Source organism: Amycolatopsis sp. NPDC104819 (assembly GCF_055583145.1).
This window is the reverse complement of the sequence record NZ_JBVJON010000003.1, coordinates 486,526-499,892: the sequence shown is the minus strand read 5'-3', so window position 1 is coordinate 499,892 and position 13,367 is coordinate 486,526. Positions and strand designations below refer to the sequence as shown.

Sequence of the window (13,367 nt, the reverse complement as noted above, 5' to 3'; positions counted from 1 at the left end):
GGACGTCATGACCTCCAGTTTCCCTAGGGCCCAGGTCGACATCGACCTCGACGCCATCCGCCACAACCTCACCCTGCTGGGCGCCCGTGCGCCCGGCAGCGAGGTGATGGCCGTGGTGAAGGCCGACGCCTACGGCCACGGCGCGCTGCCGGTGGCGCGCGCCGCGGTCGAGGCCGGCGCGAGCTGGCTCGGCACGTGCTCCCTCGAAGAGGCCCTCGCCCTCCGCGAAGGCGGGATCACGACCCGGCTGTTCAGCTGGCTGGACGTCCCCGAGGTCGACTTCGCGGCGGGCATCGAGGCCGACGTCGACCTCGCCGCCAGCTCGCTGGGTGAGCTACGTCGCATCGCGGCCGCCGTCCCCGCGGGTACCCAGGCTCGTGTGCACCTCAAAATCGACACCGGCCTCTCGCGCAACGGCTGCCCGCCCGCCCGCTGGGCCGAGCTGGTCGAAGCGGCGGCCGCCGAACCGCGGGTCGAGGTCGTCGCGATCTGGTCCCACCTCGCGTGCGCGGACGAGCCGGGCCACCCCTCCATCGACGCGCAGGCGAAGCGCTTCGCCGAGGCCTACGACGTCGCGCGTGCCGCCGGGCTCGACCCGAAGCGGCACCTCGCGAACTCGGCGGCCCTGTTGACGCGGCCCGACCTGCACTTCGACGTCGTCCGGCCGGGCATCGCGATGTACGGGCTCAACCCAGTGCCGCAGGCCGAGGACCTGCGCCCGGCCATGACGTTCCGGTCGGCGGTCGCGCTGGTCAAGCGGGTCGAAGCCGGGGAGTCGGTGTCCTACGGGCACACCTGGACCGCGGCGCGCGACACGAACCTCGCGCTGGTGCCGGCCGGGTACGCCGACGGCGTGCCGCGGTCGCTGTCCGGCCGGATGGACGTGTGGCTCGGCGGGCAGCGGCGGCCGGTCGCCGGGCGCGTCTGCATGGACCAGCTGGTCGTGGACTGCGGTGACGACGAACCGGCGGTCGGCGACGAGGTCGTCCTGTTCGGCGCCGGGACGCAGGGTGAGCCGACGGCCCGGGAATGGGCCGACAAGCTGGGCACCATCGACTACGAGATCGTCACCTCGATGTACCGCCCGCGGGTCCGGCGCCGGTATTCGGGAGAGCGCTCGTGACACCTTCACGTCGACTGCTGGCCATCGCCGGCGGGGTCGGGGCCATCGCCACCGGGACCGCCGCCGCCGCTATCGTCGCCGCGCAGCAGCGGCGGCACAGTGAGGATCCGTACGTGGACGAGCCGCTGGGGGAGCTGAAGCCGGACCGCACGTCCACGGTCGCGGCCGAGGACGGCACGCCGCTTTCGGTCGAGGAGATCGATCCGGAGGACGGCGGCAAGCCCGAACTGACCGTCGTGGGGGTGCACGGCTTCGCGCTTTCGCGGCGCTGCTGGCATTTCCAGCGTCGCGACCTCGCGTCGCTTCGGCTGCCTCGGGTGCGTCAGGTGTACTACGACCACCGCAGCCACGGCCTTTCCGGCGCGGCTTCGGCGGAGACGTCGACCATCGAGCAGCTGGCGCGCGACCTGGACGTGGTGCTGCGGTCCGTGGTGCCGGAGGGGCCCATCGTGCTGATGGGGCACTCGATGGGCGGCATGGTGATCATGGAGCTGGCCGCGGAGTTCCCTTCGCTCTTCGAAGACCGCGTCGCGGGTGTCGCGTTCATCGCGACCGCGGCGGGCGAAGTGGGCGCACGCGGGTTGCCGCGTTCGCTGCTCTCGAAGTACAACCCGCTGACGCGCGCCGCCGGCGGTCTCGCGGGCTGGCAGCCCGGGCTGGTCGAGTTCGTGCGCGCGGCCGGCGGGCAGCTGACGCGCCAAGCCGTGCGACGGCTGGCGTTCGGCAGCCGCGACGTCGCGCCGAGGCTCGTCGACTTCATGCTCGAGATGCTCGAAGTGACCCCGGTGAAGGGGCTCGTCAACTTCGTCGACACGCTCGGCAGCCACAACCGCTACGCCGCGCTGGCCGGGCTGAAGCACGCGGAAGTGCTGGTCATCGGCGGTGATTCGGACCGCTTCACGCCGTTCGCGCACGCCGAGCGGATCGCCTCCGAGCTGCCGGACGCCGAGCTGGTGCGGGTGCGCGGCGCCGGGCACATGGTGCAGCTCGAGCAGCCCGAGCTGGTGAACAGCCATCTGATCGATCTCCTGCAACGCTGTTCCGGTGTGGACGGCGAAACCTCGTCCCGGCGAAACTGGTGGTGGCCCCGTTGACCATGGTGTTCCCGACGCCCGAAGAAACGATGGACTTCGGGCGGGTGCTCGGCCGCTCCCTGCGCGCCGGTGACCTGGTGCTCCTGGCCGGCCCGCTCGGCGCGGGCAAGACAACGCTCACGCGCGGCATCGCGGCCGGCCTCGGCGTCGGCGGCCGGGTGAGCAGCCCGACGTTCGTGCTGGCCCGCGTCCACCCGGCCGGCGCCGCGGGAGTCCCGCTGGTGCACGTCGACGCGTACCGCCTGGGCGGCGACCTGTCCCAGCTCGACGACCTCGACCTGGACACGGACCTGGAGCGCTCGGCGATCGTCGTCGAGTGGGGCGAGGGCTCGGCCGAGCGTCTCTCGGAGGACTACCTGGTGGTCCGGCTGGACCGCCGCGAAGACGACGTCCGCGAGGTGACCCTGGAACCGCACGGCACCTGGGCCGACCGGACTCCGGAGCTCGCCAAGATGTCGTGAGTGGTAATTAGGGTTCTAACCCGAATTACCACTCACGACCTCGGTAGCTGCGCTCAGCCGCCGTTGTACTGCTGGTAGGCCGGGGCCCGGAACGTCTTGGTGCCGGCGCCCGCGATCTTGTCGACCGCGCGCAGGAACTTCGGCCCCATCTTCGCGGTGGCCTGCCGGACCGGGTGTGTGGCCCCGAAGTCCTCCGGGTTCGCCTGGCCGTGCGCGAACATCGAGTAGATCAACACCGGCTTGCCCGCGGCGTCGAACATGATCCCCGCCTCGTTGCGGCCGTCGTTCAGCCAGCCGGCCTTCGTGGCGATCCTCGCCCGATCGACGGACGACATCTCACGCCGGATGCCGTCGGTGAACGCCACCTGTGACCGCAGGATGGACAGCAGGTAGTCCGTCGACGCCGGGCTCAGCAACGTGCCCGCGACCAGCGCCTTCAGCAGGTCGTGGGTCTCGCGCGGAGTGGTTTGGCCGAGGAAGTAGCGGTTCGGGTTGGCCACCGGCGTGACCTGGGTCTTGGGGAAGCCCTTGGTCACCAGGATCTGGTTGATCTCGGCGGCCGGGACCACGAGCCCCACCAGCCGGACGCACGTGTCGTCCGAAACAGTGAGGAACAGCGACAGGACGTGGCCCAGCGTGAACGCGCTCGGGTACGCCTTGTCCAGGATGATGATGCCGTCACCACCCGGCACGACGATGCTCTCCGGCACCTGGACCTGCTGGTCCAGGGTGAGCAGGCCACGGTCGATCTTGTCCATCAAGGTGACCGCGACGGCCACCTTGTTGACGCTGTACGCCTCGACTACCTCGTCGGACGCCACGTCGACGGCCATGTCGTCGGCCACACTGATGTAGGAGTTCCAGATGCCGCCTGCCTCAGCGGCCGCGGTGTCGTAGACGCGCTTCACCTTCTGCCTGGCCCGGTCCGGTGTGGCCGGGCTGGCCTCGATATCTGCTTCCTGCGCGTACGCCGGAGAGCCGGCCAGAATGCTTCCAGCGGCGACGGCGGTCCCCAGACCGAACGCTGCTCGCCTGTTGAGTCGATACCCCATCACAAGATCCAACCACGAATGGACCTTGATCGGACGTCCATCATCGAGCCGGACTCACGACCGCCCGCGCCACGCCCAGCTCCACCAGGTCCTGGGGCCGCAGGTGCAGCTGGTTCGCGATGTCCGGCACCTCCGAAGCCGGCCGCTTCAAGATCGCCGCCGCGGCTTCCGGGGACGTCACCGAGAAGTACGCGTCCGGCGCCACCCACGTCGACCCCTGGGCCGCGAACGCCAGCGCTCCGCCCGAGCCGCCTTCGCCGATCACCAGCGTTGTCACCGGGACCGACGCCGTCGCGACCGCCTCGAACATCGCCGCGATCGCGCCGCCCGCGCCCGCCTGTTCGGCCGCCGCGTCGTTGGCCGCGCCCGGGGTGTCGACCAGCGTCAGCACCGGGATCGCCAGCCGGGACGCCAGTTGCACCAGGCGGGCCGCCGTCCGGAAGCCCGCCGGTGACGTCGGGGTGCCGCACTGGGCCGCGTAGGCGATCGTCCGGCCGTCGCGCCAGCCGAAGCCGCACGCGACACCCGGGTCGACGCCGCCGCAGCGGTCGCCGCTGATGTCTTCGCGCCAGTCGAAGTACGCGTCGAGGTACTCCACCGCCCGGGCCCGCCGGGGTGATCGGGCCGCCTCGACCGCCTCCCAGCCCGTCGAAGGCAGTGAAGCCGCTCGTAGCGCCGAAGGCGGCGGAGCGGCCGCCGAGGAGCGCGCGGTCAACAGCCGCAGCCACCGTTCCAGCACGGCGCCGAGCTCGTCCGGGGAGACGAGCGCGTCGACCTGACCCCACTCGTACTTCGCCTCGGCCGTGTACGCCTCCGGTGAGCCCGGCGGACGCACCCGCGAGCCCGCGAAGCCGACCTGGGCCTCGGGCAGCGCGAGGATGACGTCGGCGCCCGCGCCGAGCGTCGCCCAGCCGCCGCCGGTGGTCGGGTCGCGCAGCACCGAGACCTGCGGGATCCCCGACGACCGCGTCAGCGCCGCCGCCCGGGCGACCCGCTGCAGCTGCATCAACGCGCGCATGCCCTGCTGCATGCGGCTGCCGCCGGTCGAGATCAGCGAAACCACCGGCAGCCGCGCGTCGCGGGCGTGCGCGAACGCCGCCTCGATCCGGTCGCCGGTGCGCTGCCCGAGCGAGCCGCCCAGGAATCCGAACTCGAACGCGATCAGCACGGCCTCGACGTTGCCGATCTTCGCCGTCCCGCAGACGACCGACTCCCGCTCGCCGGTGCGCTCTTCGGCGGCGGAGCGTGCTTCGCGGTAGCCGGGCCACGCGATCGGACCGTCCGCCGGCTCGTCGCGCAACGGCGTCGTGAACTCCTCGAAGCCGCTCGAAATCGCCTCGACGACTTCGCGCGCCGGACGCCTAGGCACCGAGCGCCCGCTTCATGACCTTGCCCATGTCGTTGCGCGGCAACGCGTCCAGGTACCGGACGACCCGCGGCCGTTTGTGCGGCGAGAGCAGCCGGGCGACGTGGTCGGCGAGCTCCTCGGCCGTCGGCGGTTTGCCGGAGGGCACGATCCACGCGACGATCCGCTCGCCGAGGTCGTCGTCCGGCTCGCCGGTGACGGCCGCCTCCGCGACGCCGGGGTGTTCGAGCAGCGCGTTCTCGATCTCCCCGGCGCCGATCTTGTACCCGCCGCTCTTGATGAGGTCCGTCGCCTTGCGCCCGACGATCTGCACGTACCCGTCGGAGTCGCGCGTCGCCATGTCGCCGGTGCGGAACCAGCCGCCGTCGAACGCGGCCGCGGTCGCGTCCGGGCGGTTGAGGTACTCGGTGAACAGGTTCGGCCCGCGCACCTGGATCTCGCCGACGTTCTCGGTGTCGTCGATCGTCTCCCCGGCGTCGCCGACCAGCCGGAGCTCGACGCCGCGCAGCGGGACGCCGACGGTGCCGGGCTTGCGCTCGCCGTCCGCGCGGACGCTCGTGTTCATCAGCGTCTCGGTCATGCCGTAGCGCTCGACGACCTGCTGACCGGTCGCCGCGGTGATCCGCTGGTGGTCGTGCACCGGCAGGGCCGCGGACCCGGAGACGAGCAGTCTCGCCTTGCGAAGCGCCTCCGCCAGGGCGGGGTCCGCGCCGACCTCACCGGCGATCCGGTGGTACATCGTCGGGACGCCGAACAGCATCGTCGCGCCCGCGGACAGCTCCCGCGCGACGCCGTCGGTCGAGAACCGGCCGAGGTGGCGCACCGAACCGCCGCGGCGCAGCGGGCCGAGGATGCCGAGGATCAGGCCGTGCACGTGGAACAGCGGCAGGGCGTGCACGAGGACGTCGTCCGCGGTCCAGCCCCAGGCGTCCTCGAGGGCGTCGAGCGTGGTGGCGATCGAGCGGCGGGGGAGGACCACGCCCTTCGGCGGGCCGGTGGTCCCCGAGGTGTAGACGATCAGCGCGGGCGCCTCGGCGTCCGGCTCTTCCGCGGGTTCGGCGGCGGACCCGGTCAGCGGGATGTCCCGGCGCGGCAGCGCGGCCAAGCCTTCGGGCAGCTCGGCACCCGGCTCGGCCAGCACCAGCTCCGGCTCGCTGTCGGCGACGATGTGCGCCAGCTCGCGTTCACCGATCTTCGGGTTGACCGGCACCGCGGGAACACCGGCGAGCAGAGCCGCGACCACGGCGACGCTCGTGTGGAGGGTCGGCGTCGCCCAGACCGCGACCCGGCCGCGGGGCAGCCCGGCGGCGAGACTCCCGGCGACCGCGGCGAGTTCCGCGTAGGTCAAGGCCTGTTCGCCGAAGCGGAGGGCCTCTTTGCCCGAACCTGACGTGAGGGTGGGGAACAACGGGTCGGGCACCGCGGGGACCTCCCAGTGTCGGACTCGTCTGGCACGTTACCGTGCGGATCAGTCCCCTGCAGCAAGCTGCCGAAGACGCAGGTCGTACGCTTGCTCACCGTGTTGGTACTGGCGATCGATACCTCGACCCCGGCCGTGACCGCGGGCGTCGTCACGGTGGACGACAGCGGGGTCGAGACGCGCGGTGACCGCGTCACGGTCGACCCTCGAGCCCACGGCGAGCTGATCACCCCGCACGCCCTGGCCGCCGCCGAAGCCGCGGGAGTGTCCCTCAAGGACCTAGACGCGATCGTCGTCGGGGTCGGGCCCGGTCCGTTCACCGGCCTGCGCGCCGGGATGGCCACCGCCGCCGCGTTCGGCTACGCCCTCGGCATCCCGGTGTACCCCGTGTGCAGCCTCGACGCGCTCGCCGCCGACGTCGCCGAGGGAGAGGGCGCTTTCCTCGTCCTCACCGACGCGCGCCGCCGCGAGGTCTACTGGGCCGCCTACGACGCCGCGGGGAACCGGACCGACGGCCCGCACGTGCAGCGCCCGGCCGACCTCGGGACCGACGTCAGGGTTGCGGCCGGCGACGGCGCGGTGCTGTACGCCGCCGCGCTCGACGTCCGGCCGGTCGAGCCGCGCTTCCCGTCGCCCGCCGGGCTGGTGAAGGCCGCTCGGAGCGCGTTGCTGGCGAAGGAAACCCCGGCGCCGCTGACACCCCTCTACCTGCGCCGTCCCGACGCCGCCGAGCCCACGGCGCCGAAGCGGGTGACCACGCCGTGAGACTCGAGCCGCTGCGCCGACGGGACATCGCCCGGTGCGTCGAGATCGAGAAGATCCTCTTCCCCGGCGACGACCCGTGGAGCTCCCGCGCCTTCCACTCCGAGCTGGACATGGGCAACTTCTACCTCGCCGCGCGCCCGGACGAGGGGGACGAGCTGCTCGGGTACGCCGGGCTCGCCGTCGTCGGGCGCCGCCGCGGTGAGTACGAGGCGACGGTGCACACCATCGGCGTCGCGCCCGAGCACCAGCGCCAGGGCATCGGCAAGGCGCTGCTGCGGGCGCTGCTGGAGCGCGCCGACGAGTTCGAGGCGCCGGTGTTCCTCGAGGTCCGCACGGACAATAACTCGGCCCTCGCGCTGTACGAGAGCCACGGCTTCGAACGGCTCGGCATCCGGAAGCGCTATTACCAGCCTTCCGGCGCCGACGCGTACACGATGGTCCGCCCGGCGCGGACGCGAGACGGGGTGGCGGGCTGATGTCACGCATCATCATGGGCATCGAGAGCTCGTGCGACGAGACCGGCGTCGGCCTGGTCCGCCTGCACGACGACGGCGCGGTGGAGCTGCTCGCCGACGAGGTCGCCTCCAGCGTCGAGCAGCACGCGCGCTTCGGCGGCGTGGTGCCCGAGGTCGCCAGCCGCGCGCACCTCGAAGCGATGGTCCCGACGACTTCGCGCGCCTTCGAGAAAGCCGGGCTCGCACTGTCCGATGTGGACGCCATCGCGGTGACGGCCGGGCCGGGCCTGGCGGGCGCGCTGCTCGTCGGCGTCTCCGCGGCGAAGGCCTACGCGACGGCGCTGGACGTGCCGCTCTACGGCGTCAACCACCTGGCCGGGCACATCGCGGTGGACACGCTGCAGCACGGGCCGTTGCCCACGCCGTGCCTGGCGCTGCTGGTTTCCGGCGGGCACACGCAGCTGCTGCGCGTCGACGACATCGCGTCCGAGATCACCGAGCTGGGGTCCACTGTGGACGACGCGGCCGGCGAGGCGTACGACAAGGTCGCGCGCGTGCTCGGCCTGCCGTACCCGGGCGGTCCGCCGATCGACAAGGCGGCGAAGAACGGCAACCCGGCGGCGATCGCGTTCCCGCGTGGCATGACCGGCCCGCGCGACGCGAAGAACGACTTCTCGTTCTCCGGCTTGAAGACGTCGGTGGCGCGGTGGGTCGAAGGCGCCGTGCGACGCGGCGAGGAGATCCCGGTGGACGACGTCGCGGCGTCGTTCCAGGAGGCCGTCGCGGATGTGCTGACGATGAAGGCGATCCGCGCGGCGAAGGAGCAGGGGATCGGGACCCTCGTGATTTCCGGTGGGGTGGCGGCGAACTCACGGTTGTCTTCGCTGGCGGCCGAGCGTTGTGCGGCGGCGGGCATCGAGCTGCGTGTCCCGCGGCCGCGGCTGTGCACGGACAACGGCGCGATGATCGCGGCTCTGGGTGCGCATGTGGTGGCGGCCAAGCGTCCGACTGCGGCTCTGGACTTCAGTGCGAATCCGGCTTTGCCGGTGTCGGTGGTTTCGCTCTAGCCCACCCCGAACGCCATGAGTGACTCATTCATGTCACCTGATGCCATGAGTGACTCATTCATGTCGCCTGATGCCATGAATGACTCATTCATGGCACCTCAGGAAGCCGCGGCGTGTTTGTGGGCTGGCGTGCCCACACCCAGCAGCTCTTCGATCGCCGCGACCGCCAGTGCCGCCGCATCTCCCTCGCCGTAAGGGTTTCCGACCTGTGCCGGGCGTAGCTCGCCGGTCAGCAGGCGGGCCGCCGTGTCCGCGATGCGGGCCGTGTCCGTGCCTACCAGCCACGCGCACCCCGCCTCCACGACCTCCACGCGCTCGGTGACGTCGCGCAGGATCAGCACCGGGGTGCCGAACGTCGGCGCTTCCTCCTGGATGCCGCCCGAGTCCGTCAGGACCAGCGATGCCAGGCGCAGCGCGCGCACCAGGTCCGGGTACTCCAGCGGGTCCGTCACCGTCACCCGCGGGACGCCGTCCAGTGCGGCCTCCACCTGGCCGCGGACCTGTGGGTTCGGGTGCGCCGGGAACAGCACCTGCACGTCCGGGTGCTCGGCGACGATCAGCTGCACCGCGGCCAGCGTCCGCTCCAGCGGCTCACCCCACGACTCGCGCCGGTGCGACGTGACGAGGACCAGCCGCTCGCCCGCCTCCGCGATCTCCATCTCCAGCAGCGCCAGCGCCGTGTCGCGGGCCGGGAGGTCGCGTGCCGCGATCTCCAGCACCGCGTCGACGACCGTGTTGCCCGTGACCGCGATCCGTTGCCGTGCAACGCCTTCCGAGCGCAACGCGGCCGCCGCGCCCAGGGTCGGGGCCAGGTGCAGCGCGGCCAGCCGGGACACCATCTGCCGCGCGCCCTCCTCCGGGAACGGCGCCGTGAGGTCGTGCGTGCGCAGCCCGGCCTCCAGGTGCACCACCGGGATGCCCAGCCAGAACGCGGCGAGCGCGCCGGCAAGTGCCGTCGTCGTGTCGCCCTGGACGACGAGCGCGGCCGGTGCGTGGCGGCGCAGGATGTCGTCGAGCGCGGGGAGCAGCCCCGCCACGAGCTCCGCCTGGCCGCCGGTGACGCGCGGCGGCACGTCCAGCCAGGCGTCCACGACCAGGCCGAACGGCGCCAGCGCCTGCTCGACCATGCCCGTGTGCTGGCCGCTGTGGACCAGGACCGGCCGCAGCGCCGGGTGCTCCTCCAGCGCCAGGGCCAAGGGCGCGAGCTTGAGGGCTTCCGGGCGCGTCCCGGCCAGCAACATCACATCCACCTCGCGGTGCCCCTTCTCCACATAGTCCAGTCTCCCGGAAATTCCTGACCGCGGCGGCCGCCGGCGTGCGAGGGGCACACGCCGGCGGCCCCAGCTCACTCCCGCGCCCGGGAGAGGCGGCGGTTGCGGCGGTGGACGGCGATCAGCGCGACGGTCCCGAGCAGGACCAGCAGCAGCCCGACGGCCAGCCACCACCCGACGTCGGCGCCGGTGGCGGCGAGGGTGCCCACCCCGCCACCGGCCACGCCGACACCCGCGCCCGGCATCTTGTACATCCGGACCTCGCTCAGGCCTGGGCCGCGCGGCGGCGGTAGATGCGCGTCCCGACCGGCACGGCGATCGCGCCGAGCAGGCCGAGCCCGATCCACAGACCGGGGCCGGAGGCCAGCGGCATCGGCGGCGCGGCCGGGCCGCAGGTCGCCGACGAGACGATCACGTCACCCGAGCCGAGGGAGCCGACGACTCCGCCGAGCAGCTTCACGTGGAGGGCGTTGACCGTGAGGCTGCCGTCGCCGTTCTTGATCTGCTCGTTGAGGATGACCGTCGCGATGTTGATGCCCGCGACCGCGACCTTGACCTGCGTGTTCGGCGCCGGGTTGGCGTCGACCGCGCCGATGCTGCCCAGCTTCGCGTCGGCCAGCGTGCTGCTGCCCTTGACGCCTTCCTGGGTGGCGGTGCAGACGGCCTCGACGGTCTTGACCCCGACGGTGCCGAGCACCTTGAGCAGCGGCAGGCCGACGTCGGCCGTAGTGGCCTTCGCCGTCACCGCGCCGGAGCTCTCGTCCCGCTCGGCCTGGGTCTTGATCACGCCGGCGGTCAGGATGCCGGGCGCGGTCGCGCTCGCCAACGTGCTGGTCGTCGGCCCGGCGGTGCTGGCGGCCGCGAGCGGCCCCACGTGCACCGCGGGCTGGCCGAGCAGCGTCACGTCGACCTTGACGCCGTACGCGGATCCGTCGCCGGGTGCCGCCGAAGCGGGGGTCGCGCCGGCGAGCACGACGCTCGCCGCGACCGCGGCGAGCAGGCCGCCGCGGCGCACGAGGGAGCTCTTCATCAACTGATCCTCCGAATTCGCTGGGTTTCCCTGGAGATTCGCGTGACGGCGGCGCGGATCAACCGGTTTGCCTCGACTCGGCACGCGAATCGACTATCGCGAACAGTGGCTCGAATAGCACACAAAATTTCCCGAATCACCGGATCGGGTATTCCCCGGCGAAGTTTCCCCAGGTCGTCGGCGAATCACCCGGACGGCCTAGCAAGTCCGCGGCCAATTCTGCCGAAGGGGCGGCTAAACCACACCTCCGGGTGGAACAACGGGCGGGTTGTGTCTTACGCTCGCCCGGGGTCCGCAGCTTGATCCGAGAATCGACACCGAGAGGAACGTCGTGGCCGTAGCGAGCGCTCCGAACCCAGGTACAGCGCGGTTTCCGCTGGTCGTCGCGCTGAGTGCGCTGGCCGCCGCGGGAGCGGTGGTGGTGCTGGCCGAGCGGTTCTACCGGGAGCTGGAAGTGCGGCTCGCCGGTGCGATCCTCAACGTCATCACTACATCGGGTGTTTATGTGGCCCCGGATCGGGAGTCCGTTTACTTTGGGTTGGGCAGCGCTACTCCGTTCGGGTTGAGAATGACCCCGGAATGTTCTTCCGCGTTCCTTTTGCTGCCACTGCTCGTTGTGACGATGGCGATGCTGTACTTCCGGCCGGCCAATGCGAAACGCCTCTTCTTTTCCCTCGGCATTTCCGCGCTCGTCGTCGTGCTGGTGAACCAGCTGCGCATTCTCACCATCGTCGGGCTGGTGCACGGGTACGGCACCGACGAGGGGTACTACTGGGGCCACACCCTGCTCGGCTCGATGGTCAGCGTGTTCGGCGGCGCGGTCTCCCTCGTCCTGTTCGTCTGGCTGGCCACGCGGAAGAAGAAGGCATGAGCGTCCAGGTCCTGCTGGCGGTCACTCAGGCGTTCGCGCTCACGATGAGCGTGGCGTTCCTCGTCTACGTCGTGGTGATCGTGGTCCCGTACCTGCGCCGCAAGCCGGGCCCGGTCGGCGACCCGGCCGACTTCACCTGGCACTTCTTCGTGCCCTGCCGCGACGAGCAGACCGTCATCCGCGAGACCGTGCAATACCTGCGCACGACGTTCCGCAAGGCGCACGTCTGGGTTGTCGACGACGACTCCGACGATCGCACCGCCCGCGTCGTCCGGATGCTGTGGCGGCGCCACGGCGGTTACGACCCGTACCTGCACTTGGTGCCGCGCGTGCGGCCCGAGGCGAGGACCGGCAAGGGTGACGCCCTCAACGCCGCCTACCGGGCGCTCAACGACTGGATGGGCCCGGACGCGTCGCGCGACGACGTCGTCGTGGTGGTCGTGGACGCCGACGGCCGCCCGGCCCCGAACTGCCTGGAGGTCTGCGCGGCGGACCACCTCTTCGGCGACGCGGAGATCGGCGCGGTCCAGCTCGACGTGTGGATGAGCAACGTCGGGACACCGCCGCCGTCACGCAACCCGGTCGGGCGGTGGTTCGGCCTCAAGCTCGCCCAGCTGCAGGACCTGGAGTTCCGCACGGCGATCGCGGCGATCCAGACGTCCCGCGGGTTCACCGGCACGATCTCCATGGGCGGCAACGGCCAGTTCACCCGCCTCACCGCGCTCGACTCCATCGCCGGCCCGGACGAGGAGCCGTGGCGCGGTTCACTGCTGGAGGACTTCGAGCTGGGCGTGCACCTGCTCACCGAGGGCTGGCGCACCGGGTTCACGCCGGATTCCCATGTGGCGCAGGAAGGTCTGTACAGCCTGCGGCGGTTCCTGGTGCAGCGCACGAGGTGGGGCCAGGGCACCATGCAGTGCGCGCGCTACCTGCGGCGGATCTGGGACTCGCCGCACGTCAGCACGCTCGGCGCGGCGGAGATGATGTACTACCTCGCCCAGCCGTGGCTGCAGCTGCTCGGCTCGCTGCTGTACCCGATCCCGTTCGTCCTGCTGGTGGTGAGCACCGCGGGCGACCCGGCGCAGATGTGGACGTGGTTCACCGGCGGCGCCTGGATCCTCTTCGCCATCTACGGCTCGTTCGGGCTGCTGCCGTTCCTCGTCTGGGGCCCGATCTACCAGCTGAAGTGCTTGCGCAGCAAGAACATCCTGCGCGGGATCGGGCTGGGGTTCGCCTACGCGGCGTACATCTACACGTTCTACGTGACGTCGTGGCGGGCCTTGTTCCGGCTGGTTCGCGGACGCAACGGCTGGGCGAAGACGCGCCGCAACACCGAGCAGGCCGCGGGGGCGAAGGTCGCGCTCGACGCGTGAGCGCGACCTCCGCCCTCGG

Annotated in this window: 14 protein-coding genes; 8 read left to right on the top strand and 6 right to left on the bottom strand. The window is 71.7% G+C overall.

Going from position 1 to position 13,367, the window contains the following annotated elements:
- Positions 1–7 precede the first annotated feature (7 nt).
- From alr to tsaE, 3 genes are read left to right on the top strand one after another with little or no spacing between them, the layout of a single operon-like run.
- The gene (alr, locus tag ACZ63E_RS11540) at positions 8–1,123 is read left to right on the top strand and encodes an alanine racemase (RefSeq protein ID WP_465335922.1); all 1,116 of its coding nucleotides are present in this window, start codon (positions 8–10) and stop codon (positions 1,121–1,123) included.
- Positions 1,120–2,217, top strand: coding sequence for an alpha/beta fold hydrolase (locus ACZ63E_RS11535; protein WP_465335921.1), 1,098 nt, complete (start codon positions 1,120–1,122; stop codon positions 2,215–2,217). The genes alr and ACZ63E_RS11535 overlap by 4 nt, the downstream gene beginning before the upstream one ends.
- Positions 2,218–2,219: 2 nt before the next feature.
- A complete protein-coding gene (gene tsaE, locus ACZ63E_RS11530; RefSeq protein WP_465336105.1) occupies positions 2,220–2,678 on the top strand; it encodes a tRNA (adenosine(37)-N6)-threonylcarbamoyltransferase complex ATPase subunit type 1 TsaE in 459 nt (152 codons plus the stop codon).
- A gap of 53 nt (positions 2,679–2,731) precedes the next feature.
- Here the strand turns inward: tsaE and ACZ63E_RS11525 are convergent, their stop codons facing one another.
- The 3 genes from ACZ63E_RS11525 to ACZ63E_RS11515 form a co-directional block, all read right to left on the bottom strand.
- Positions 2,732–3,694, bottom strand: coding sequence for a serine hydrolase (locus tag ACZ63E_RS11525; protein ID WP_465336104.1), 963 nt, complete (start codon positions 3,692–3,694; stop codon positions 2,732–2,734).
- A 76-nt stretch (positions 3,695–3,770) separates the two neighbouring features.
- Entirely contained in the window at positions 3,771–5,099 is a 1,329-nt protein-coding gene (locus ACZ63E_RS11520; RefSeq protein ID WP_465335920.1) for a carboxyl transferase domain-containing protein, read from the bottom strand.
- Positions 5,092–6,516, bottom strand: a complete 1,425-nt coding sequence (locus ACZ63E_RS11515; RefSeq protein ID WP_465335919.1) for an acyl-CoA synthetase — start codon at positions 6,514–6,516, stop codon at positions 5,092–5,094. Before ACZ63E_RS11515 ends, ACZ63E_RS11520 begins: the two co-directional genes overlap by 8 nt.
- Before the next feature lie 99 nt (positions 6,517–6,615).
- On the opposite strand from ACZ63E_RS11515, the gene tsaB reads away from it, so the two are divergent.
- From tsaB to tsaD, 3 genes are read left to right on the top strand one after another with little or no spacing between them, the layout of a single operon-like run.
- Complete coding sequence (gene tsaB / locus ACZ63E_RS11510) at positions 6,616–7,281, top strand: tRNA (adenosine(37)-N6)-threonylcarbamoyltransferase complex dimerization subunit type 1 TsaB (protein WP_465335918.1); 666 nt, start codon at positions 6,616–6,618, stop codon at positions 7,279–7,281.
- Positions 7,278–7,757: a ribosomal protein S18-alanine N-acetyltransferase gene (gene rimI / locus ACZ63E_RS11505; protein WP_465335917.1), complete on the top strand. Its 480-nt coding sequence runs from the start codon at positions 7,278–7,280 to the stop codon at positions 7,755–7,757. Before tsaB ends, rimI begins: the two co-directional genes overlap by 4 nt.
- Entirely contained in the window at positions 7,757–8,803 is a 1,047-nt protein-coding gene (gene tsaD, locus ACZ63E_RS11500; RefSeq protein WP_465335916.1) for a tRNA (adenosine(37)-N6)-threonylcarbamoyltransferase complex transferase subunit TsaD, read from the top strand. Before rimI ends, tsaD begins: the two co-directional genes overlap by 1 nt.
- A gap of 98 nt (positions 8,804–8,901) precedes the next feature.
- Here the strand turns inward: tsaD and wecB are convergent, their stop codons facing one another.
- The 3 genes from wecB to ACZ63E_RS11485 form a co-directional block, all read right to left on the bottom strand.
- A complete protein-coding gene (wecB, locus tag ACZ63E_RS11495) occupies positions 8,902–10,053 on the bottom strand; it encodes a non-hydrolyzing UDP-N-acetylglucosamine 2-epimerase (protein WP_465336103.1) in 1,152 nt (383 codons plus the stop codon).
- A gap of 95 nt (positions 10,054–10,148) precedes the next feature.
- Positions 10,149–10,328, bottom strand: coding sequence for an LPXTG cell wall anchor domain-containing protein (locus ACZ63E_RS11490; protein WP_465308763.1), 180 nt, complete (start codon positions 10,326–10,328; stop codon positions 10,149–10,151).
- 11 nt (positions 10,329–10,339) lie between these two features.
- Complete coding sequence (locus ACZ63E_RS11485; protein WP_465335915.1) at positions 10,340–11,104, bottom strand: choice-of-anchor P family protein; 765 nt, start codon at positions 11,102–11,104, stop codon at positions 10,340–10,342.
- Between the two features lie 331 nt (positions 11,105–11,435).
- Between ACZ63E_RS11485 and xrtP the strand changes: the two genes are divergently transcribed.
- Together xrtP and ACZ63E_RS11475 are read left to right on the top strand one after the other, a co-directional pair.
- Positions 11,436–11,975 (top strand): exosortase P, encoded by a 540-nt coding sequence (gene xrtP, locus ACZ63E_RS11480; protein ID WP_465335914.1) that lies wholly within the window; start codon positions 11,436–11,438, stop codon positions 11,973–11,975.
- Entirely contained in the window at positions 11,972–13,348 is a 1,377-nt protein-coding gene (locus tag ACZ63E_RS11475; RefSeq protein ID WP_465335913.1) for a glycosyltransferase family 2 protein, read from the top strand. The genes xrtP and ACZ63E_RS11475 overlap by 4 nt, the downstream gene beginning before the upstream one ends.
- Positions 13,349–13,367: the final 19 nt, after the last annotated feature.